General features: G+C 66.9%; 24 protein-coding genes. 18 read left to right on the top strand and 6 right to left on the bottom strand.

Annotated features, from left to right (window positions below):
• Window positions 1–65 precede the first annotated feature (65 nt).
• Entirely contained in the window at window positions 66–509 is a 444-nt protein-coding gene (locus U4960_RS07490) for a PaaI family thioesterase (RefSeq protein ID WP_324262915.1), read from the top strand.
• The gene (locus U4960_RS07485) at window positions 506–928 is read left to right on the top strand and encodes a PaaI family thioesterase (RefSeq protein WP_324262914.1); all 423 of its coding nucleotides are present in this window, start codon (window positions 506–508) and stop codon (window positions 926–928) included. Before U4960_RS07490 ends, U4960_RS07485 begins: the two co-directional genes overlap by 4 nt.
• On the opposite strand, the gene U4960_RS07480 is transcribed toward U4960_RS07485, so the two are convergent.
• Together U4960_RS07480 and cobS are read right to left on the bottom strand one after the other, a co-directional pair.
• On the bottom strand, window positions 925–3,057 hold the full coding sequence (locus U4960_RS07480) for a transglycosylase domain-containing protein (protein WP_324262913.1): 2,133 nt from the start codon (window positions 3,055–3,057) through the stop codon (window positions 925–927). The genes U4960_RS07485 and U4960_RS07480 overlap by 4 nt on opposite strands.
• Before the next feature lie 50 nt (window positions 3,058–3,107).
• The gene (gene cobS / locus U4960_RS07475; protein WP_324262912.1) at window positions 3,108–4,100 is read right to left on the bottom strand and encodes a cobaltochelatase subunit CobS; all 993 of its coding nucleotides are present in this window, start codon (window positions 4,098–4,100) and stop codon (window positions 3,108–3,110) included.
• 90 nt (window positions 4,101–4,190) lie between these two features.
• Here cobS and U4960_RS07470 point away from each other — a divergent pair, with 90 nt between their 5' ends.
• Complete coding sequence (locus U4960_RS07470) at window positions 4,191–5,054, top strand: oxygenase MpaB family protein (protein WP_324262911.1); 864 nt, start codon at window positions 4,191–4,193, stop codon at window positions 5,052–5,054.
• Here U4960_RS07470 and U4960_RS07465 read toward each other — a convergent pair.
• On the bottom strand, window positions 5,051–5,746 hold the full coding sequence (locus U4960_RS07465; RefSeq protein ID WP_324262910.1) for a winged helix-turn-helix transcriptional regulator: 696 nt from the start codon (window positions 5,744–5,746) through the stop codon (window positions 5,051–5,053). The genes U4960_RS07470 and U4960_RS07465 overlap by 4 nt on opposite strands.
• Before the next feature lie 74 nt (window positions 5,747–5,820).
• On the opposite strand from U4960_RS07465, the gene U4960_RS07460 reads away from it, so the two are divergent.
• The 4 genes from U4960_RS07460 (at window position 5,821) to U4960_RS07445 (ending at window position 8,179) form a co-directional block, all read left to right on the top strand.
• The gene (locus U4960_RS07460) at window positions 5,821–6,198 is read left to right on the top strand and encodes a DUF1428 domain-containing protein (RefSeq protein ID WP_324262909.1); all 378 of its coding nucleotides are present in this window, start codon (window positions 5,821–5,823) and stop codon (window positions 6,196–6,198) included.
• Complete coding sequence (locus U4960_RS07455) at window positions 6,195–6,995, top strand: VOC family protein (RefSeq protein ID WP_324262908.1); 801 nt, start codon at window positions 6,195–6,197, stop codon at window positions 6,993–6,995. The genes U4960_RS07460 and U4960_RS07455 overlap by 4 nt, the downstream gene beginning before the upstream one ends.
• Complete coding sequence (locus tag U4960_RS07450) at window positions 6,992–7,468, top strand: VOC family protein (protein ID WP_324262907.1); 477 nt, start codon at window positions 6,992–6,994, stop codon at window positions 7,466–7,468. Before U4960_RS07455 ends, U4960_RS07450 begins: the two co-directional genes overlap by 4 nt.
• 81 nt (window positions 7,469–7,549) lie before the next feature.
• Window positions 7,550–8,179 (top strand): glutathione S-transferase family protein, encoded by a 630-nt coding sequence (locus tag U4960_RS07445; protein ID WP_324262906.1) that lies wholly within the window; start codon window positions 7,550–7,552, stop codon window positions 8,177–8,179.
• On the opposite strand, the gene U4960_RS07440 is transcribed toward U4960_RS07445, so the two are convergent.
• On the bottom strand, window positions 8,180–8,773 hold the full coding sequence (locus tag U4960_RS07440; RefSeq protein WP_324262905.1) for a J domain-containing protein: 594 nt from the start codon (window positions 8,771–8,773) through the stop codon (window positions 8,180–8,182).
• A 28-nt stretch (window positions 8,774–8,801) separates the two neighbouring features.
• On the opposite strand from U4960_RS07440, the gene U4960_RS07435 reads away from it, so the two are divergent.
• From U4960_RS07435 to U4960_RS07415, 5 genes are read left to right on the top strand one after another with little or no spacing between them, the layout of a single operon-like run.
• Window positions 8,802–9,104, top strand: coding sequence for a BolA family protein (locus tag U4960_RS07435; protein ID WP_324262904.1), 303 nt, complete (start codon window positions 8,802–8,804; stop codon window positions 9,102–9,104).
• Between the two features lie 8 nt (window positions 9,105–9,112).
• On the top strand, window positions 9,113–9,952 hold the full coding sequence (locus tag U4960_RS07430; protein ID WP_324262903.1) for a helix-turn-helix transcriptional regulator: 840 nt from the start codon (window positions 9,113–9,115) through the stop codon (window positions 9,950–9,952).
• A gap of 31 nt (window positions 9,953–9,983) precedes the next feature.
• Window positions 9,984–10,871 carry a pirin family protein gene (locus tag U4960_RS07425; protein WP_324262902.1) on the top strand — a complete coding sequence of 296 codons (888 nt, stop codon included), beginning with the start codon at window positions 9,984–9,986 and terminating at the stop codon, window positions 10,869–10,871.
• A gap of 23 nt (window positions 10,872–10,894) precedes the next feature.
• On the top strand, window positions 10,895–11,710 hold the full coding sequence (locus U4960_RS07420; protein ID WP_324262901.1) for an SDR family NAD(P)-dependent oxidoreductase: 816 nt from the start codon (window positions 10,895–10,897) through the stop codon (window positions 11,708–11,710).
• A gap of 5 nt (window positions 11,711–11,715) precedes the next feature.
• Window positions 11,716–12,612: an alpha/beta fold hydrolase gene (locus U4960_RS07415; RefSeq protein ID WP_324262900.1), complete on the top strand. Its 897-nt coding sequence runs from the start codon at window positions 11,716–11,718 to the stop codon at window positions 12,610–12,612.
• On the opposite strand, the gene U4960_RS07410 is transcribed toward U4960_RS07415, so the two are convergent.
• Window positions 12,609–13,685, bottom strand: a complete 1,077-nt coding sequence (locus U4960_RS07410; protein WP_324262899.1) for a DUF2332 domain-containing protein — start codon at window positions 13,683–13,685, stop codon at window positions 12,609–12,611. The genes U4960_RS07415 and U4960_RS07410 overlap by 4 nt on opposite strands.
• A 55-nt stretch (window positions 13,686–13,740) precedes the next feature.
• On the opposite strand from U4960_RS07410, the gene hisG reads away from it, so the two are divergent.
• The 4 genes from hisG to thiL are packed head-to-tail and all read left to right on the top strand — an operon-like array spanning window position 13,741 to window position 17,001.
• A complete protein-coding gene (hisG, locus tag U4960_RS07405; RefSeq protein ID WP_324262898.1) occupies window positions 13,741–14,400 on the top strand; it encodes an ATP phosphoribosyltransferase in 660 nt (219 codons plus the stop codon).
• Entirely contained in the window at window positions 14,400–15,686 is a 1,287-nt protein-coding gene (gene hisD / locus U4960_RS07400; RefSeq protein ID WP_324262897.1) for a histidinol dehydrogenase, read from the top strand. Before hisG ends, hisD begins: the two co-directional genes overlap by 1 nt.
• A complete protein-coding gene (gene nusB, locus U4960_RS07395; protein WP_324262896.1) occupies window positions 15,686–16,135 on the top strand; it encodes a transcription antitermination factor NusB in 450 nt (149 codons plus the stop codon). Before hisD ends, nusB begins: the two co-directional genes overlap by 1 nt.
• A complete protein-coding gene (thiL, locus tag U4960_RS07390) occupies window positions 16,132–17,001 on the top strand; it encodes a thiamine-phosphate kinase (protein ID WP_324263077.1) in 870 nt (289 codons plus the stop codon). Before nusB ends, thiL begins: the two co-directional genes overlap by 4 nt.
• Here the strand turns inward: thiL and U4960_RS07385 are convergent.
• Window positions 16,998–17,666, bottom strand: a complete 669-nt coding sequence (locus tag U4960_RS07385) for a S24 family peptidase (RefSeq protein ID WP_324262895.1) — start codon at window positions 17,664–17,666, stop codon at window positions 16,998–17,000. The two genes, thiL and U4960_RS07385, sit on opposite strands and share 4 nt — an antisense overlap.
• Window positions 17,667–17,806: 140 nt before the next feature.
• Between U4960_RS07385 and U4960_RS07380 the strand changes: the two genes are divergently transcribed.
• Both U4960_RS07380 and U4960_RS07375 read left to right on the top strand, forming a co-directional pair.
• Window positions 17,807–18,016, top strand: a complete 210-nt coding sequence (locus tag U4960_RS07380; protein ID WP_324262894.1) for a hypothetical protein — start codon at window positions 17,807–17,809, stop codon at window positions 18,014–18,016.
• Window positions 18,006–18,362 carry a hypothetical protein gene (locus tag U4960_RS07375; RefSeq protein ID WP_324262893.1) on the top strand — a complete coding sequence of 119 codons (357 nt, stop codon included), beginning with the start codon at window positions 18,006–18,008 and terminating at the stop codon, window positions 18,360–18,362. Before U4960_RS07380 ends, U4960_RS07375 begins: the two co-directional genes overlap by 11 nt.
• Window positions 18,363–18,385: the final 23 nt, after the last annotated feature.

The following is an 18,385-nucleotide window of genomic DNA, read 5'->3' as shown; positions in this document are numbered from 1 at the left end:
CGGAAAATCAGGAGCTTGAAATTAAACTGTTGTCATGGCCGCACGGGATGCACAGACCCGTTTTCATGAACGCCGAGCTTCCCCGTTTCGATCCCGCCATGGCAGCCCGCTTCGTGTTTTCGCGCGGGCATCCCGGCTGGCTCGGGCTGCACTACACCGCCCATGGTGAAAACTGGGTGGAACTGACGCTGCCCTGGCGCGAGGACCTGGTTGGCGAGACGGACAGCGGTGTACTCGCCTCAGGGCCGATCATCAGCCTGATGGACATGGCCTGCGGCATGGCGATCTGGACCACCACGGGCGAGTTCCGCGCGGCCGCCACGCTCGACCTGCGGGTCGATTACATGCGCCCGGCGCGGCAAGGTGCGGCCGTGCACGGCCGGGCCGAATGCTACCGGGTGACCCGTTCCGCCGCTTTCCTGCGCGGCGTGGCGCACGATGGCGAACCCGGCGATCCGGTCGCCCATGTCGCGGCAGTGTTCATGTTCATTCCGGGAAATACGCGATGACCGATCGGCAGATTGACGCGCTGCGGATGGAGCTGCCCGCCTATGCCCGCTCGCTCGGGATCGTGATCGAACGGCTCGACCAGGGTGCGCCGGTCCTGGCGATGCCGTTCGACAGCCATGTCGAAGGCCGCCCGACCGTGTTGCACGGCGGTGCCACCAGCGGACTGCTGGAGAACGCCGGCTACGCCGCCTTGCGCGCTGAACTGCACCGGCACGGCCGCCAGGTGCGGATGAAGCCGATCGGGATCACGGTGCAGTTCCTTACTGCTGCCAAGTGCCAGACGACGTTCGCCGTCGGCCATGTCAACCGGCTGGGGCGGCGCAATGCCAACATCGAGGTTTCGGCATGGCAGGACGATCCGGAGCGTCCGGTCGCCACGGCGGTGATGAATATCCTGATGGTCGAGGAACAGGGCTAGCGTTCAGGCGGCGGATCTGCCGGGACCAGCCCCACGCCATCCTCGTCGATCCTCACGTCGACCGGCAAGCCGTCCACATCGGTCGAGATGACCACACCGTTGCCCTCCACCCGAAGCCGCGTCCCGTTTGGCCCGGGCGGCAGGGCGTCGAGGTCGGGCAGATCCTGCGGCTGGACCGGGCCCGAAGGATCAGGCTGCGGCGCTTGCCGCCTGCGCACCGGTACCTCGCCCAGCGCCTGGGTCATGAAATCACGCCAGATGCGCGCCGGCAGACCCCCGCCAGTAATCCCGTTCAGGGGCGAATTGTCATCGTTGCCGATCCACACGCCCACCACCAGATCGCCGGCATACCCGACGAACAGCGCATCGCGATAATCCTGGCTGGTACCGGTCTTGCCGAAATTCGGCCCGCGCAGCATCGCAGCCCGCCCGGTCCCCCGGTTCACCGCGCTGCGCAAGAGGTCCTCGATATTGCCGTGCTGGCGTGAGGTGAGGCTGGTGCGGCCGTTCCACAACCAGTCGAACCAGCCTTCCTCCTCCTGCTTGAAAGCGTGGGGCTGGACCGGGAAATCGTTGGCGGCGACGCCGGCATAGGCGGCGGTGAGTTCCAGCAGGGTCATGGTTGACGTGCCCAGCGCAAGGCTCGGGTCGCCCTCGGCCAGGGGCGATGAGACGCCGAGGTCGCGCGCCGTATCGATCACCGCCTCGCTCCCGATCTGGTCCAGCAGGCGGACTGCGGCGACGTTGCTCGATTGGGCGAAGGCTTCCTGAAGAGTCAGCGAGTCCGAATAGGTTCCTCCCGCGTTGCGGGGCCGGTAGCTGCCGGTGGTAATCTCGGTATTGGCGACGCGGTGGTCTGGCCTCATCCCGGACCGTAGCGCCGCGAGATAGACGAACAGCTTGAAGGTGGAGCCCGGCTGGCGCTTGGCCTGGGTGGCGCGGTTGAAGGGCGACTTGGCGTAATCCTTGCCCCCGATCATCGCTACCACTTCCCCGTTGGGCCGCATCGCCACCAGCGCGACCTGCGCCTGCCCCAGCCGCGCATTCGAGGTGACCCGCCGCGCGATCCCCTGCAGGCGTGAATCCAGCGTTGTCGTAAGGGTCTGCGAGGCATAGCCGGGGTCAGCGATTCCGCGCGCTTCGGGCAGGGCCCAGTCCGCGAAATACGTGCCGGTCGGCAGGGTGTTGCGCCGCCGCGAATCGATCCGCGGCACCGGCATGGCCTTCGCTTCCGCCTCGGTCAGGTACCCGGCGGCGACCATCGAGGTAACCACCAGCCCCATCCGCTGCTTCGCCCGGTCGAAATTGCGGGTCGGGGCATAGCGCGATGGCGCCTGGAGCAACCCGGCCAGCATGGCGGCCTGTTCCGGCTTGAGGTTTTCCGGCTGACGATAGAAATAATGCAGGCTGGCCGCGCGCAGGCCGTAGGTATTGTCCCCGAAGTAGGCGTTGGAGAGGTACCGTTCGAGGATCTCGTCCTTGGTCAGCCAGGCTTCCAGCCAGAACGCGATCAGCGCCTCGCGCGCCTTGCGGGTGAGGCTGCGTTCGGGCGTGAGGAAGGTGAACTTGGCGAGCTGCTGGGTGATCGTACTGCCGCCGCCCACGCCGGTGAACACGGCCCGGGCAATGCCGCGCGGATCGACCCCCCAGTGGCTGTAGAAACGCCGGTCCTCGATCGCCAGCAGCGGCTCGATCACGTGCGGCGGCAGGTCTGCCACCTTGACCGGCTTATCCACCACCGCCCCGTTGCGCGCAATCGGAGTGCCGTCCGATGCCAGCAGGGTAATCTCCGGCGGCGCAATCGGCTCCAGCGAGCGGGAGAGCGGCGCGGTGACCGCCAGCCAGCCGACCAGCAGGAAGAACAGCAACAGGGTGGCAGCCACGGTCCGGGCCGCCCACCAGCGCTTGCGCCGTCCCTGCCAATAGGGGCGCTGCCACCAGCGTTGCCGCCTGCGCTCCTCCAGCGCATCCTGCCGGGCATAGCGCTGCTCGACTTCATCCAGCCGCGCGTCCCATGCATCGTAATCGGGCCCGTCGCCATAGGCGTCGTGCAACGGATAGAACCCGCCATGCGGCGCTGTAGACGCAGCAGGACGGCGCTTGCGAAAAAGGGAATCGAACAGACCCATCGACCTACTGTGCTATACGAACAACACAGTGCGCGATAGGGGAAATGACCCTAACGCTTGCCGAGCACGCTCTCGGGCAGCTCTTCGGCGAAGACCCGCTGATAGTATTCGGCCACCAGCATCCGCTCCGCCTCGTCGCACTTGTTGAGGAAGCTGACGCGGAAGGCGAAACCGACATTGTTGAAGATCGCCGCGTTCTGCGCCCAGGTGATCACCGTGCGCGGGCTCATCACGGTCGAAATGTCGCCGTTGATGAAGCCTTGGCGGGTCAGATCGGCGACCTTGATCATGTCGGCCAGCACCTTGGCATCGGTTTCCGGGTTCTTGGCCCTGACGATTTCCAGCTCGGTTTCGGCCGGCAGGTAGTTGAGGCCCACCACGATGTTCCACCGGTCCATCTGGCCCTGGTTGATCGCCTGGGTACCGTGATAGAGCCCGCTGGTATCGCCCAGGCCGACCGTATTGGCGGTCGCGAAGAGGCGGAAGTTGGGATCGGGCCGGATCACCCGGTTCTGGTCCAGCAGGGTCAGCTTGCCCTGCTGTTCCAGCACGCGCTGGATCACGAACATCACGTCCGGGCGGCCGGCGTCGTATTCGTCGAAGACCAGCGCCACCGGGTGCTGGAGCGCCCAGGGCAGCAGCCCTTCGCGGAATTCGGTCACCTGCAGGCCATCACGCAGCACGATCGCATCGCGTCCGACCAGGTCGATCCGGCTGATGTGCGCGTCAAGGTTGATGCGGATACAGGGCCAGTTGAGGCGCGCGGCGACCTGCTCGATGTGGGTCGACTTGCCGGTGCCGTGATAGCCCTGCACCATGACCCGCCGGTCAAACGCGAACCCGGCCAGGATCGCCAGCGTCGTTTCCGGATCGAACACGTAGCCTTCATCAAGATCGGGCACGCGCGAATCCGCCTTGCTGAAGGCGGGCACCTTCCAGTCGACATCGACGCCGAACACTTCCCGCACATCGACTTCGGTGTCGGGCGCGGCAAGCACGGTGGTGTCGGACGGGGCGTGGCTGCGGTCGGTCATGTCGTTCATATCGTGCCGGTGCGTAGACGGCTGCGCGAAACGCTGCAAGCGCGCGCAGGCCAACATTTTCATTAGGCGCAGGATGCCTATATTGGCGCAATGGCAGAAACCGGACCCGGCGCGTTCCTGAGGCAGCAACTGGTCGGGCGAGTCCGCGCGGTCTTCAACGACACCGCCAGCGGCGAAGCACCGGTGCCCCCGTCAGACGAGGCGCTGTTCGAACGCGACACGCCGATCCGCATGGTCCATGCCGATGTGGTGGCGATGATGGTCGGCGGCATCCGGGGCCTGCTGCTGCAGATGCTCCACCCCCATGCGCTTCAAGGTGTGCTCGACCATTCCAACTTCCGTGAAGACATGCACGGTCGGCTGCGGCGCACCGCGCGGTTCATCGCCGTGACCACCTTTGGCCACCGCGATGCCGCCCTGGCCTCGATTGCGCGGGTCAACCGGATTCATGAGCGGGTGACCGGCGCCCTGCCCGATGGCAGCCCTTATTCCGCCCGCGATCCGCGCACGCTGGCCTGGGTCCACGTGGCAGAGGCAAGCAGCTTCCTAGCCGCCTATGTCCGGCTGGTCCGCCCTGCCATGTCCCATGCGGAGCGGGACGAATATTACCGCCAGTTCGCGGTCATCGCCCGCGCACTGGGGGCGGATCCCGTGCCGGAAAACCAGCGCGAGGCGGAATTGCTGCTGGCGGAATTCCGCAAGGACCTGCGCGCCACACCGCAGGCGCGGGAGGTGGCCCGGCTGGTGCTGAACCAGCGCCCCGATGGCGCACCACCAGCAGTCCAGACAATGCTCGGGACCGAAGCGACCGCGCTGCTGCCACCGTTTGCGCGCGCCATGCTGGGGCTGGACCGTCCTTCCCTCCTCGCCTTGCCCGCCCGGGCGGCGACCTGGGGCATGGGCAAGACCTTGCGCTGGGCGTTCCAGCAGGGCCGCCCCGCCGACAGCGCCTAAGCGATCTTCTCCGGCAGCGAGAACAGCGAAACGAACCGCATCGCCAGATCGCGATTGCCCTCGATCCGCAGGCCCGCCTCCGCCTCAAGCACGCTCCACGGCACACCCGCGTAAATGCCGGCCGCGATGGGCGAAGCGGCGGGCGCGCGGAATACCGCGTCCGCCCCGTCGACTCCGCCCCGCCGGATCGGCAGGTCGCCCGGACCGGGAGCCGCTACAAACGATTCCTCCCCGATTACGAAGCCAACCCGGCCAGCAACGGAGCCGGTCCGCGTATAGTCAGCCATCGTCCTGAGCGAGAGCATCAGCGAGACCGGTGACAGCGGCAGCAAGGGATCATGCCCGCTCGATTTGGCGGCCCAGCGCCCGAGTTCCTGGATCAGCGGCTCGGCGGCATAACCCCACGCGGTCAGCTCGTAGACCTGCACCTTGCCCGGTGGCGGCAAGAGGCGCCGGATGAGGACGCCCGCATCTTCCAGGCTGTCCAGCCGTTCCGTCAGCACCTTGGCGCTGATTCCGGGCAAGCTGGCGCGAAGGTCGGAAAAGCGCCGCGCCCCGAGCATTAGCTCCCTGACGATGAGCAGGGCCCAGCGTTCGCCCAGCAGCTCCATGCCGAACGCCGTCCCGCAGGCGTCACCGTACCAGCGGCCATGTCCGTTCGTCGCATTCTTAGTTTCTTTTTGTAACTTCATAGTTGACTTTCGTAACTGATGGCATCACCCGTGGCAATGTCCAATCCCGGTCAAGCAAGTACAGGAGAGGCTATATGTACATCGACGGTTTCGTGATCGCAGTACCCGCCGGCAACCGGCAGAAGTTCATCGATCATGCCCACGGGGCAGACGGCCTGTTCATCGAGATGGGCGCCACCCGGGTCATCGAATGCTGGGGCGATGATGTGCCCACTGGCAAGACGACCGACTTCCGCATGGCGGTCAAGGCCGAGGACGACGAGGAGATCGTGTTCAGCTGGATCGAGTGGCCCGACAAGGCCACGCGCGATGCGGCCATGGCGAAGATGATGTCGCCCGATTTCAAGGATGAGCGGATGGACCCGGAAAAGAACCCGATGCCGTTTGACGGCAAGCGGATGATCTTCGGCGGCTTCAGCCCGGTCGAGGAGCTTGCAGAGGAACGGCCATGAGCAATCGGCAAGGCGATTTCATCTGGTATGAACTGCTCACGGCGGATGCCGATGCGGCGGCAGATTTCTACGGCAAGGTGATCGGCTGGAGCAGCAGTTCAGCCGGCCAGCCGGACATGGATTACCGCTTTTTCTCTTCCCGACCGGGCGGCGATCCAGCTGACGGTGTGGGCGGGTACATGGCCCTGACCGCCGAGATGGTAGAGCACGGCGCGCGGCCGATATGGCTCGGCTACATCGCGGTCGATGACGTGGACGTAGCCGTGCAGCAGATCAGTGCCGCTGGCGGCGCGGTGCAGATGCCGCCGATGGACATCGACGGCGTGGGCCGGATGGCCATGGTGGCTGATCCGCAGGGCGCGCCGTTCTACATCATGCGCGGGGCATCGGACGAAACAAGTCACAGCTTCGCTGCGACCGAGCCGAAGCTGGGCCATTGCGCCTGGAACGAGCTGGCATCGGATGATCCGGCTGAGGCGAAGGCATTCTACGGCGCGCTGTTCGGATGGGAGCAGGTCGGCGATCTCGATATGGGGCCAACGGGCAAATACGAGTTCCTCTGGGTCAGCGATAAGCGTTTCATGCTGGGGGCAGTCATGCCGAAGCCCCCCGAGCTGCCTCAGCCCGGCTGGACCTATTACTTCCGGGTGCCGGACATCGACCGTGCGGCGGGCGCTATAGCGCAGAGCGGCGGTTCGCTGCTGGTCGAGCCGGTGGAGATACCCGGCGGTGATTACAGTCTGACCGCGATCGACCCGCATGGCGCCATTTTCGGCCTGGTAGGAGCACGGCCATGACCGCCAAGAACACGATCTGCGTCTGGTACGACACCCAGGCAGAGGACGCCGCGCGGTTCTACGCCAGCGTGTTTCCCGACAGTGCGGTCAATGCCCTGCACCGGGCCCCGGGCGATTATCCTTCTGGCAAGGCAGGCGATGTCCTGACCGTCGAGTTCACCGTTTGCGGTATTCCCTGCATCGGTCTGAACGGAGGGCCGGTCTTTCCGCAGACCGAGGCGTTCTCCTTCCAGATCGCCACCGACTCCCAGGAGGAAACCGACCGGTACTGGGACGCGATTGTCGGCAATGGCGGAGCGGAAAGCGCCTGCGGCTGGTGCAAGGACCGCTGGGGCGTGAACTGGCAGATCACCCCGCGCGTCCTGACAGAGGCCATGGCGCAAGGCGGCGCGGTGGCGCAGCGCGCATTCGCTGCCATGATGACCATGCGGAAAATCGATCACGCAGCGATAGAGGCCGCCGCTGCGGGCTGAACCTCACTATCGGCAGTTGCTCTGCCCGCCCCCGTTTCGCACAGATACTGCAACCCGGAACCGATCCAAAGGACCCACACCATGGCTCAATTCACCTTCTACACCGTCGCCATGAGCCGGGGCCAGATCGCCCGCTGGGCGCTGCACGAGGCAGGGGCCGATTACGATCAGGTCGTGTTCGACTGGGCCACCCGCCCCGCGGTGCTGGCCGAACTCAACCCGATGAACAAGGTGCCGACGCTGGTCCACCATCACGGGGGGCATGATCACGTGGTGACCGAGTGCGCCGCGATCTGCCATTACCTGGCCGAAACCCATCCCGCGGCCGGCCTGCTGCCCGACGCGCATGAAAAGGCGAGCTATTTCCGCTGGCTGTTCTTTGCCGCCGGCCCGCTGGAACAGGCGGTCGTGGCGCAGTCGATGGGCTGGGAGGTTCCAGAGGGCAAATCGGGCATGGCCGGATTCGGCAGCCTGGAGCGGACGCTGGACTCCCTCGACGCCTGGTTTTCCACCAACGATTACGTTTGCGGCAAGCGCTTCACCATGGCGGATACCTATGTCGGCAGCCAGTTCATCTGGGGCCTTCGGTTCGGCTCGATCCCGGAACGGCCCGCATTCCGCGCCTATGTCGAGCGGTGCACGGCGCGCCCGCGCTATCAGGAGGGGCTTGCCGTGGATGCTGCGCTGATTGCCGAGGCAAGTGGCAGCTGATCAGGCGAAGACGCGGCTCTTGCGCAGCAGCTGGTAGGCCTCGACCACCCGGTTGAGCCGCACTTCGAACTTGCGATCGCCCCCGTTGCGGTCCGGGTGGTAGCGGCGGACAAGCTCGGAATAACGCTGTCTCAGGCCGCGCAAGTCGGTTTCGAGGCCCAGCCCCATGACCTCCAGCGCATCGGCCTCGGCAGGTGTGAAGCAGCCGTCCATTGCCATGCGCGCGGCCCGTTCGGCGCGGCTGCGAACCCCGGCCGCCCGCGCGCCGATGGCGTCGAGCGGATCGGCATAGTCGGCCCAGCGCGGCACCTCATCGATGCCCGCCGTGGGGCGGAAGGCGCGGCTTTCGCCGGCCCAGCCCGCCACCGGGGACTGTGCCGCGAGGATTTCTTCCGCGCTCATCCCTTCGAAGAAATTGTAGGCGGCGTTGAAGGCGCGGACATGGTCGAGGCAGAACCAGCGCCAGTCACCCGGCCCGTCAAACCCGTTGCCCCGGTTGCCGGGTGCGCGGAACTCGCCCTGCTCGAGGCATCCGGGTGCCTCGCACCGGCGGCCCTGGGGTTCGAAACGGCCATGGAATCGCGTCTGCTTCACTGCGCCTTGATGGGCATGGACAAGCCCGATGGAAACCCCCAAGAACAGCGCCATGAGGCGAACCGTGCAGAATGAAATGGAAACCCTGCTGCGCGAGGCGTTCACGCCAGAGCGGCTGGAGGTGATCAACGACAGCGCCAGCCATCACGGCCATTCAGGCGATGACGGCAGCGGCGAATCGCATTTCACCGTGGTGATCGAAAGCGGTGCATTCACCGGCAAGTCGCGGCTGGAGCGCCAGCGGATGGTCAACCGCGTGCTGGGCGACATTCCCGGGCAGCGGGTCCATGCCCTGGCCATCCGCGCTTTCGCTCCGGGAGAAGCCGGCTAGCCCGCCCGATGCTGCTGTCGCGCACATACCGGCCCTCGCCCGACCTCGCGCCTTACGTGCGGCGCTTCTACGTCTTCGAGGCCGAGCTGCCCGATGAGCTGGTAATCAAGGATTTCCTGCTCTCCGAAACCGCCTTCATCCGGGTGCTGATCAAGGGCGACTGGGCCGGCGAGATCGCCCCGCAGGTCTGGAGCCAGCCGGGCCGCTCGCTGTTTTTCGGCGCCAACGGCCTGCCGTTCAAGGTGCGGGTCAGGGGCAGCTTCTGCGTGGCCGGCGCGGCCCTGCGTCCGAGCGGGTGGCGCGCACTATTCCATGCCTCGCACCAGGACTATGCTGACCGGCTGCTGCGGCTGGACGAAGTCTGGCACACGCCCACCAGCCACCTCGAAGCGGCGATGGACGAGGCAGATGACGACACCGGCAAGATCACCGCGCTGGAGCAAGCCCTGCGCGTGCGGCTCGACCGGATCGGGCGGCGCAAGGTGGACGACAAGCTGGCCCGGTTCGAAGTGATCGCCCGGACCGACCCGACCCGCCGGATCGAGGACATTGCCGAGGAGCTCGGCTTGTCCATGCGGCAGTTCGCGCGGCGGTGCCAGGCCGGGTTCGGGCTCACCCCCAAGGCCATTCTGCGCCGCAGCCGGTTCCTCGACATGGCGACCGCGATGCGCGGCTTCAGCAGCCCGACCGAACAGGATCTGGCCGCCCTGCGGTACTATGACCAGTCTCACCTCGGACGCGAATTCAGGCGGTTCACCGGGATGACACCATCAGTGTTTGCCCATGCGATGACCCCGCTCCAGACTGCCGGGCTCAAGCTGCGCGAAGAAAGCAAGTACGAGGATTGACTCGCCCGCCCTGCGCGGGGAGTCTGTCGCCATGCAGATCATCACCCCCGTTACCCACGATCTCGGCCAGTTCCAGGTCCGCCGCGCGCTTCCGGCGCGGGAGCGGACGATGGTCGGGCCGTTCATCTTTGTTGACCAGTTCGGCCCTGCTGAACTCGACATCGGCACAGGCATGGACGTGCGGCCCCATCCCCATATCAACCTGGCGACAGTGACCTGGCTGTTTGCCGGAGACCATGCGGGCGCCATCGACCATCGCGACAGCCTGGGCACCTTTGCCACGATCCGTCCGGGCCAGGTGAACCTGATGACCGCCGGGCGCGGGATCGTCCATTCCGAGCGCAGCCCTGAACAGGAAAGAGCAAACGGACCAAGGCTTTACGGGATGCAGACCTGGCTCGCCCTGCCGGACGGGAGGGAGGAAATCGACCCCGCTTTCGAGGCTGTGAACAACCTGCCCGTGGTCGAAGCCGGCGGTGCCAGTGCCACGGTTATCATGGGCGAATTGTGGGGCGCACGTGCCCCGACCACCACCCATGCCCACACGATCTACGCCGACATCGTGCTGAATTCATCATCGTCGCTTCCGGTCGAAATCAGCGCCGACGAGCGCGCGGTGATGCTGGTCGGGGGCGAGGCCAGCGTGGATGGCCAGCCGCTCGGCCTGTACGCGCTGACCGTGCTCGAGCCGGGCAAGGTGATGACCCTGGCCAGCGGGCGCGGCGGGCGGGTCATGCTGCTTGGCGGCGAGGCTTTCGCGAGCAAGCGGCACGTATGGTGGAACTTCGTCAGCTCCAGCCGGGACCGGATCATGCAGGCGCGGGACGACTGGCAGGCGGGCCGCTTTCCGCTGGTCCCGGGCGACGCGGAAGAATACATCCCGATCCCCGCCGAGCCGATGACGGTCAGCTATCCCTGAGAGACGGGCAACAAGGAGAGAACATGAGCTATCACGGGCAATGCTGGTGGATCACTGGCGCGTCGAGCGGCATTGGCGCAGCACTCGCCACCGAACTCGGCGCACGCGGGGCGCGGGTGATCCTGTCGGGCCGGGACGAGGCGCGGCTGGCAGAAGTGGCGGCGACCATCCCGACCGAAACGCTGCTCCTGCCGTTCGACGTGCGCGACGAGCCGGCGATGCTGGCCGCCACCGAGCAAGCCATCGCATGGTCCGGCGGGATCGACGGATTCGTCGCCAACGCCGGCGTTTCGCAGCGCAGCCGCGCCACCCGCACCGCGATGCAGGTCTACCGCGACATTATCGAAATCGATCTGGTCGCCCAGATCGCCCACACCCAGGCGCTGCTGCCGCACATGACCGCGCAGCGGACCGGGCACCTGTTGTTCATCAGCTCGATCGCCGGCAAGGTCGGGGTACCGATGCGGACGGCCTATTCCGCCGCCAAGTTCGGGTTGGCAGGCTATGCCGACGCGCTGCGGGCGGAGCTTTCGATTGACGGGGTACAGGTCCACACGATCTACCCCGGCTCGATTGCCACCAATGTCAGCCGCAATGCGCTGAGCGCCGACGGCAGCAAGCGCGGGCGCAGCGATTCCGTGATCGACAACGGCATCCCGGCAGGTGAGGCGGCCAAGACCATGCTTGATGCGGTGGCAGCCGGAACCCGCGAAATCATCGTGGCGGAAGGCATGGAGCAGGCGATGGGCGAGATGCGGCGGACGCCCGATGCCCTGTTCGATCAGGTCGCGGCCATGGTCGCAGGCGGCTACATGGACAAGATGGAAGCGGACGGCTGACCGCGATGGAGCAGGTGCGGGTCACGCTCGCCAACGGGATCGAACTGGACGTGGTGGACTCGGGGCCGCGTGAAGGCCCGGTGCTGATCTTCCTCCACGGCTTTCCCGAAAGCCACCGCACCTGGCGCTATCAGATCGCGCGTTTTTCGGACCGGTTCCGCTGCATCGCGCCCGACCAGCGCGGCTATCGCGGCTCGTCCAGGCCGCAAGCGGTGGAGCGCTATGCTCCGTCCGAACTGATCGGCGACGTGTTTCTGCTGGCCGATGCGCTGGGGGTCGAACGTTTCACCATCGTCGGGCATGACTGGGGCGGCGCGCTCGCCTGGGCCGTGGCCCTGAGAGGGCAAGGCAGCCGGGTCGAACGCGCAATCCTGTGCAATGCGGCCCATCCGGTCATCTATGCCCGGCTGCTGTGGACCGATCCGGCCCAGCGCGCGGCGGGGCAGTACATGCGCCTCTATCGCGACACTTCCCGCGATGACGAAGTCCGCCAGCACGGCCTGCTGGCGCTGGTCGGCGGCACGGGCAATGGCACCGGCGCCCTGCCCGAGGATGATCCGGAGGAGCGCGAGCGCGTGCTGGCCGACTGGGCGGACGGCGAGGCGGCGCTGGCGATGATCAACTGGTATCGCGCCACGCCCCTTGCCGTGCCGCCGGAAGACGCACCCTACACCATTCCCGCAGACGCAAAGCTGCCGCGTGTGCCGGTGCTGACGATCCCGACGCTGGTGATCTGGGCGCTTGACGACCATGCGCTGACCCCCCGCAATATCGATGGGCTGGACGAATTCGTGACCGACCTGACGCTGGAGACAATCCCCGATTGCGGTCACTTCCTGACCTGGCAGGCCCCGGACCGGGTCAATGCGGCAATGGAGCGGTTTCTCGCTCGGCTCGGCTAGGGTTCCTGCCCCGCCAGCCACTCCACCCATGCGCCATGCGGATGAGCGCAGGCGAGCAGGGCCGGTTCCTCGCCTTCAGGCCAGTAACGCACGTGCAATTCATGGCGGAAGGTCGCGCGGTTGGTTTCCAGCGTGATCCACGCCAGCGGCCGGTCCGCGCTGGCTGACTGCGCGGCCTCAGCCATCGCCGCCGTGACCGCCTCCTGCTGGTCATCCGGAACGTATTGCCACACGATCGAGTGGAACAGCACCCGCGTCACGCCGGATTGTTGGGGGCGCGCCAGAGCCTCCTGCACGAAGGCGGCGGCGTCCTGCTGCACCACCTCGGGCGGGGACTGGCGGGCCAGCAGGGCGGCCGCGTCGATCCGCGCCATCCGCTCGGCCGCTTCGGGCCAGACGTAGCTTTTCAGCAGCAGCGCCGCCTCCGGCTCGGCCAGGTTGACCGGCGACACGTCGCACCCGCGGATCGAGACAATCTCCGGCGTTGCGTGTGGCGGTGTCGGCCCGCGCCACTCAGGTACGATCCGCATCGGGCTGTCCGCCGGGCCGACGGTGACCCCGCCCAGATCGTAGAAATAGCGTTCCATCATGGTGTTGATGCCAGCACTTGCGCCCAGTTCGAGCATTTCGAAACGCGGCGAAACCCGCTGCGCCAGCCACAGCAGCCCCGCCATCACGCTGGCGGAACGACCCGCCTCGTTGGTCTGCGGCGGCCCGTCGAGCCACGGCAGCAGGCGCGCATCGAACCGCTCCACCACCTCGCGCACCAGCGCATCGATCGCGTGCTGGTCCGTCAAGTCGCCGCGATAGACCGCGCCCAGCCGGGTGTCCGCACCGGTCAGCACCAGGTTGTGCAGGCCCCCGTTGATCCGCAGCGGCATGGCATCCTTCAGGGTCAGCCCCTGCCACCCGGCCATGCGCCGCCCGGTTGCGGTATCGCTGGCGAGCACAGCCATCAGGCCCCGGATCACCCGCGCAGTTCCGGGTGCCCCGCCCTCCTCGGCATGGCGAGCCTGCCACTCAATGGCTTCGGGCAGTGACTTTATGTCCATCACACTTGCGCGATTTGCCATCGCCCCTGCCCCTTTCCAATTGCCCTTTGCCCCGGCGCTGCCTATCTGCGCGACCATGCCGACCCCGCCGCTTATCTTTGCCGTGCCCAAGGGCCGTATCCTCGACGAGGCGCTGCCGCTGATGGCGCGCGCCGGTGTGGTGCCGGAAGATGGCTTTCACGACAAGGCCAACCGCAGCCTGGCCTTCGCCACCACACGGGCAGACATGCGCCTGATCCGGGTGCGGGCGTTCGATGTTGCGACTTTTGTCGCTCACGGCGCGGCGCAGGTCGGCATTGTCGGCTCAGACGTGATCGAGGAGTTCGACTATTCGGACCTCTACGCCCCGGTCGATCTCGATATCGGCCACTGCCATCTGGCCGTGGCGGAACCGGCGGACCGGACCGGCTCCGAAGTGCGTGCCAGCCACCTGCGGGTGGCGACCAAGTATCCCAACCTGACCCGCCGCCATTTCGAGCGGATGGGCGTGCAGGCGGAATGCGTGAAGCTGAACGGGGCGATGGAAATCGCCCCGGCGCTGGGGCTGGCCGGGCGGATCGTCGACCTCGTCTCCAGCGGACAGACACTGAAGGACAATGGCCTGGTCGAAACCAGCCGCATCCTCGACATTACCGCGCGGCTGATCGTCAACCGCGCCGCACTCAAGACCGATCCGCGGGTCGCCGCACTGGTCGATGCGTTCCGCGCGCAGGCCCAGCGGCAGGAGGCGGCGTGATGCGGCTGCTGAACGCCTCCGACCCCGGTTTTCCCACCGCGTTCGAGCGGCTGGTCAACGCCCGCCGTGAAAGCGACGACAACGTCGCGCATGACGTGCGCGGCATCATCCATGAAGTCCGCGCGCGCGGGGATGCCGCGCTGGTCGAGTACTCTGCACGGTTTGACAGCCACGCCCTGACCGACGAGGCGGACTGGTGCATCAGCAAGCAGGCCTGCGCTGAAGCCTACGAAGATCTTAACCCGGAGCTGCGCGCTGCGCTCGAACTCGCGGCCGACCGCATCCGCGCCTACCACGCCGCACAGCGCCCCGATGACCGCGACTATACCGACGAGGCCGGGGTGCGCCTGGGTGCCCGCTGGAGCGCAGTCGATGCGGCCGGGCTCTATGTCCCGGGCGGGCGGGCGGCCTACCCCTCTTCGCTGCTGATGAACGCGATCCCTGCACGGGTGGCGGGGGTCGAGCGGCTGGTGGTGGTGAGCCCTTCGCCCAAGGGCGTGCTCAACCCGCTGGTCATGGCCGCCGCGCACATTGCCGGGGTGGACGAATTCTGGCGCGTCGGCGGAGCGCAGGCGATTGCCGCGCTGGCTTATGGCACGGACCGGATCCGGCCGGTCGATGTCGTCACCGGCCCGGGCAATGCCTGGGTCGCGGAAGCCAAGCGCCAGCTTTACGGCGTGGTCGGGATCGATATGGTCGCCGGACCGAGCGAGATCCTGGTCATCGCGGACGGGAAAAACGACCCTGAATGGATCGCCGCTGACCTGCTCAGCCAGGCCGAACACGATCCGACTTCGCAATCGATCCTGATCACCGATGATACCGGGTTCGCCCGGCAGGTCGAAGACGCGATCGACCTGCAACTGTCGTGGCTGGATACGGCGAAAGTTGCCCGCGCCAGCTGGGATGCGCACGGCGCAATGATCGTGGTGGAGCGGCTGGAAGATGCCGTGCCGCTCGCCAACCGGCTTGCCGCCGAACACGTCGAGATCGCCACTGACGATCCCGAGGCGCTGTTCGCCGGGATCCGCCATGCAGGCAGCGTATTCCTCGGCCGCCACACGCCCGAGGCCATCGGTGATTATGTGGCCGGGCCGAACCACGTGCTGCCGACCGGGCGGCGGGCGCGCTTTGCCAGCGGGCTCTCGGTGCTCGATTTCATGAAGCGCACCAGCTTCATCCAGCTTGACGAGGCGGCGCTGCGCGCGATCGGCCCCGCCGCCGTTGCCATGGCCGAAGCGGAAGGGCTGCCCGCCCATGCCCGCTCGGTCGATGTGAGGTTCTGATGTCCCGCTCCAGTTCACAAGCCCGCGCGGCTGCCCGCCTTGCCGCCGTCCAGGCGCTCTACCAGCACCACATGGAGCAGACCGTGGTGGTGCGCCTGCTCGACGAGTTCCACCAGCACCGCATCGGGCAGGAAATCGAAGGCGACGAATACGCCGACGCGGACGTCGCGTTTTTCGATGACCTGGTGCGCGGCACGATCGCGCGGAGGGACGAGATCGACGGCGTTGTGGCCTCGAAGCTGGCCGATGGCTGGACCGTCGCCCGGCTCGACAAGACCATGCTCCAGATCCTGCGCGCCGGTGCCTACGAGCTGATGGCGCGGGCGGACGTGCCCACGGGCAGCGCAATCAGCGAATATGTCGACGTCGCCAAGGCCTTCTTCGATGACCGCGAGGCCAAGTTCGTCAACGGTGTGCTCGATGCCGTGGCGAAAGAGGTGCGCTCCTGAGCGGCGAGGCCGCCTTCATCGACCTGCTGCGCGGCATTGCCCGCCACCCCGCTGCCCGCAATCTTGAAGACGACTGTGCGGTGCTGCCCCTCGGTGGCGAAACACTGATCCTGACCCATGACATGATGGCGGAAGGCACCCATTTCCTGCCCGGGCAGGACATGACCGATGTCGCGTGGAAGCTGGTCGCGGTGAACCTGTCGGATCTCGCAGCCAAGGGGGCGGAGCCGCTCGGGGTGCTGCTGGGCTATTCGCTCGGCGAGGACGATGCCCGCTTTGCCGAGGGCCTGCGCGAGGTGTGCGAGGCCTTCCCTGTGCCACTGCTCGGCGGCGACACGGTGCGGGGACAAGGGCCGCGCAGTTTCGGCCTGACCGCGATCGGCCGGGCGACGCACACTCCGGTGCCCGACCGGCGCGGCGCGCAGCCGGGCGATGCCATCTGCGTCACCGGCACGCTCGGTGCGGCGATGCTCGCCTTCGAGGCACTGCGCGATGGCACCGGCGCTGACAGCCTGACCTATCGCCGCCCGGTTCCCTTGCTGGCCGAGGGCCGCGCACTCGCTCCGGTGGTCACGGCGATGATGGACGTGTCGGACGGCCTGCTGCTGGATTGCTGGCGCATGGCCCTGGCCAGCCATGCCACCTTCCAGCTCGACAGAGCGGCGTTCCCGGTGGCCGACCCGGCGCGGTTGGACGAATGCGTCCGCTGGGGCGATGACTACCAGTTGCTGTTCACCGCCCCGGCCGATCTTGCCTTGCCGGTTGCGGCCAGCCGGATCGGAACCGTGATGGCGCAGGACTTAGCCGCCCTGTGGGTCGACAACCATGTCCTGACCCCGGAATCCGGGCTCGGCTACCAGCACTAGATCCGCCCGCTCTTCCACACCACCCGCCCGACGATCTCGATCTCGTCCGCAGAAACCTCCTGCGGCGGGTAGGCCAGGTTCTGGCTGAGCAGGGTGAACCGCCCCCGGCCCTGCGCGGCCACCCGCTTGACCAGCAGGGTCTCGCCCATGCGGACCACGTGGATGCCATCGCGGAACGGCTGCGGACGGCGGTCCACCAGCACTTCGTCGCCTGCGCGCAGCAGTGGCTCCATCGAATCGCCCTCGACCGCGATGGCGGACAGCATCGAGCCATCCAGCCCCTGCTCGCGCAGCCAGCGGCGCGAAAAGCGGAAGGCGTCGAACGGCTCTTCCTCCGCCACCGTCGCCCCCGGCCCGGCTGACGCCGCCAGCGCCAGCCGGGGCACGTCAATCCAGGCGGCATCGAGCGGCAGGCGCGCGCGGGGCGCATAGGATTTTTCCTCGCCGCCAGCACCAGATGCTCCGCCGCCGCCCAGCTCTTCCTCGTCCACCCCGAAGAACCCGGCGAGCACCCGCCGATCCTGCTCCTCCAGCTTGCGCGGACTGCCTTTGCGGATGAATTGTTGCAGATAGGTCGGGTTGCGTCCGATCATTTCAGACAGGCTGGCAAGGCTGGTGCCCTGTCTGCGTGCCAGTTCCAGCAGGCGATCTCTCGGGTTCGACATGGCTGTCCTCCTAGTCGATGGATTTCCTACATAGAGGATGTATTTTTCCTAGACAAGTAGGATTTCGCGCGCGACCAATACGGCATCGGGCGATTCGACCGTCGCCCGATCAGCCCGCAACCAAGCGCGAAAGGGACCGTATGCTGATCCGCTCCATCGAGAAATTCCTGCGTCAGACAGGGATGCCCGCGACCAAGTTCGGGCGCCTCGCCGCGCACGATCCGCGCTTCGTGCTCGATCTGAGGATGGGGCGCGAACCGCGCGGCGGCACCGAAGCGCGGATCAAGGGCTTTATCGCCGGCTACGAGGCGGCCCGCTGCGGCGAAGGAGAGCAGACCCATGTTCGTTGATACCACACCCCCCTGCCCCGCGCGCAGCGCCCGCCGCACGGATGCCGACCGCCTGCGTGAAGCCCTGGTTGCACTGGCGGGCGGACACGGCGTGGTCCTGGCGCACGAGGAACGGGCCTGGGCCAGCGTCACCTTCGCCGGCGCGCGCCACCGGGTTACGCTGGAGTTTGCAGGTGACGCAGCCGTAGCGGGGGGAGAAAACCTGATCGCCGAGCTTCCAGAGCACGAGTTCACCCTGCCCCGCCAGCTTGTCGCTGATGCCACTGTCTGCGCGGTGGAGCACGTTCTCCTGCCCAAGCCGAACCTGCGGGTGGAATGCGAGTTGCTGCTGGTCGAGGACACCTGATCCCATCGGGGTCGCCGCCCGCC

Origin of the sequence: Altererythrobacter sp. H2, assembly GCF_035319885.1 — a bacterium.
Lineage (GTDB): Bacteria > Pseudomonadota > Alphaproteobacteria > Sphingomonadales > Sphingomonadaceae > 34-65-8.
This window is presented reverse-complemented; position numbering and strand designations above follow the sequence as displayed.

Excerpts from the sequence above, each read along its gene's own strand:
- U4960_RS07410 (WP_324262899.1), bottom strand. The coding sequence starts at position 13,685 with ATGGCAAATCGCGCAAGTGTGATGGACATAAAGTCACTGCCCGAAGCC.
- U4960_RS07455 (WP_324262908.1), top strand. The coding sequence starts at position 6,195 with ATGAGCAATCGGCAAGGCGATTTCATCTGGTATGAACTGCTCACGGCG.
- U4960_RS07450 (WP_324262907.1), top strand. The coding sequence starts at position 6,992 with ATGACCGCCAAGAACACGATCTGCGTCTGGTACGACACCCAGGCAGAG.
- U4960_RS07480 (WP_324262913.1), bottom strand. The coding sequence starts at position 3,057 with ATGGGTCTGTTCGATTCCCTTTTTCGCAAGCGCCGTCCTGCTGCGTCT.
- U4960_RS07375 (WP_324262893.1), top strand. The coding sequence starts at position 18,006 with ATGTTCGTTGATACCACACCCCCCTGCCCCGCGCGCAGCGCCCGCCGC.
- U4960_RS07470 (WP_324262911.1), top strand. The coding sequence starts at position 4,191 with ATGGCAGAAACCGGACCCGGCGCGTTCCTGAGGCAGCAACTGGTCGGG.
- hisD (WP_324262897.1), top strand. The coding sequence starts at position 14,400 with ATGCGGCTGCTGAACGCCTCCGACCCCGGTTTTCCCACCGCGTTCGAG.
- U4960_RS07430 (WP_324262903.1), top strand. The coding sequence starts at position 9,113 with ATGCTGCTGTCGCGCACATACCGGCCCTCGCCCGACCTCGCGCCTTAC.
- U4960_RS07435 (WP_324262904.1), top strand. The coding sequence starts at position 8,802 with ATGGAAACCCCCAAGAACAGCGCCATGAGGCGAACCGTGCAGAATGAA.
- nusB (WP_324262896.1), top strand. The coding sequence starts at position 15,686 with ATGTCCCGCTCCAGTTCACAAGCCCGCGCGGCTGCCCGCCTTGCCGCC.
- U4960_RS07385 (WP_324262895.1), bottom strand. The coding sequence starts at position 17,666 with ATGTCGAACCCGAGAGATCGCCTGCTGGAACTGGCACGCAGACAGGGC.
- U4960_RS07380 (WP_324262894.1), top strand. The coding sequence starts at position 17,807 with ATGCTGATCCGCTCCATCGAGAAATTCCTGCGTCAGACAGGGATGCCC.
- U4960_RS07420 (WP_324262901.1), top strand. The coding sequence starts at position 10,895 with ATGAGCTATCACGGGCAATGCTGGTGGATCACTGGCGCGTCGAGCGGC.
- U4960_RS07445 (WP_324262906.1), top strand. The coding sequence starts at position 7,550 with ATGGCTCAATTCACCTTCTACACCGTCGCCATGAGCCGGGGCCAGATC.
- hisG (WP_324262898.1), top strand. The coding sequence starts at position 13,741 with ATGCCGACCCCGCCGCTTATCTTTGCCGTGCCCAAGGGCCGTATCCTC.
- U4960_RS07425 (WP_324262902.1), top strand. The coding sequence starts at position 9,984 with ATGCAGATCATCACCCCCGTTACCCACGATCTCGGCCAGTTCCAGGTC.
- U4960_RS07415 (WP_324262900.1), top strand. The coding sequence starts at position 11,716 with ATGGAGCAGGTGCGGGTCACGCTCGCCAACGGGATCGAACTGGACGTG.
- U4960_RS07460 (WP_324262909.1), top strand. The coding sequence starts at position 5,821 with ATGTACATCGACGGTTTCGTGATCGCAGTACCCGCCGGCAACCGGCAG.
- U4960_RS07465 (WP_324262910.1), bottom strand. The coding sequence starts at position 5,746 with ATGAAGTTACAAAAAGAAACTAAGAATGCGACGAACGGACATGGCCGC.
- cobS (WP_324262912.1), bottom strand. The coding sequence starts at position 4,100 with ATGAACGACATGACCGACCGCAGCCACGCCCCGTCCGACACCACCGTG.
- U4960_RS07490 (WP_324262915.1), top strand. The coding sequence starts at position 66 with ATGAACGCCGAGCTTCCCCGTTTCGATCCCGCCATGGCAGCCCGCTTC.
- U4960_RS07485 (WP_324262914.1), top strand. The coding sequence starts at position 506 with ATGACCGATCGGCAGATTGACGCGCTGCGGATGGAGCTGCCCGCCTAT.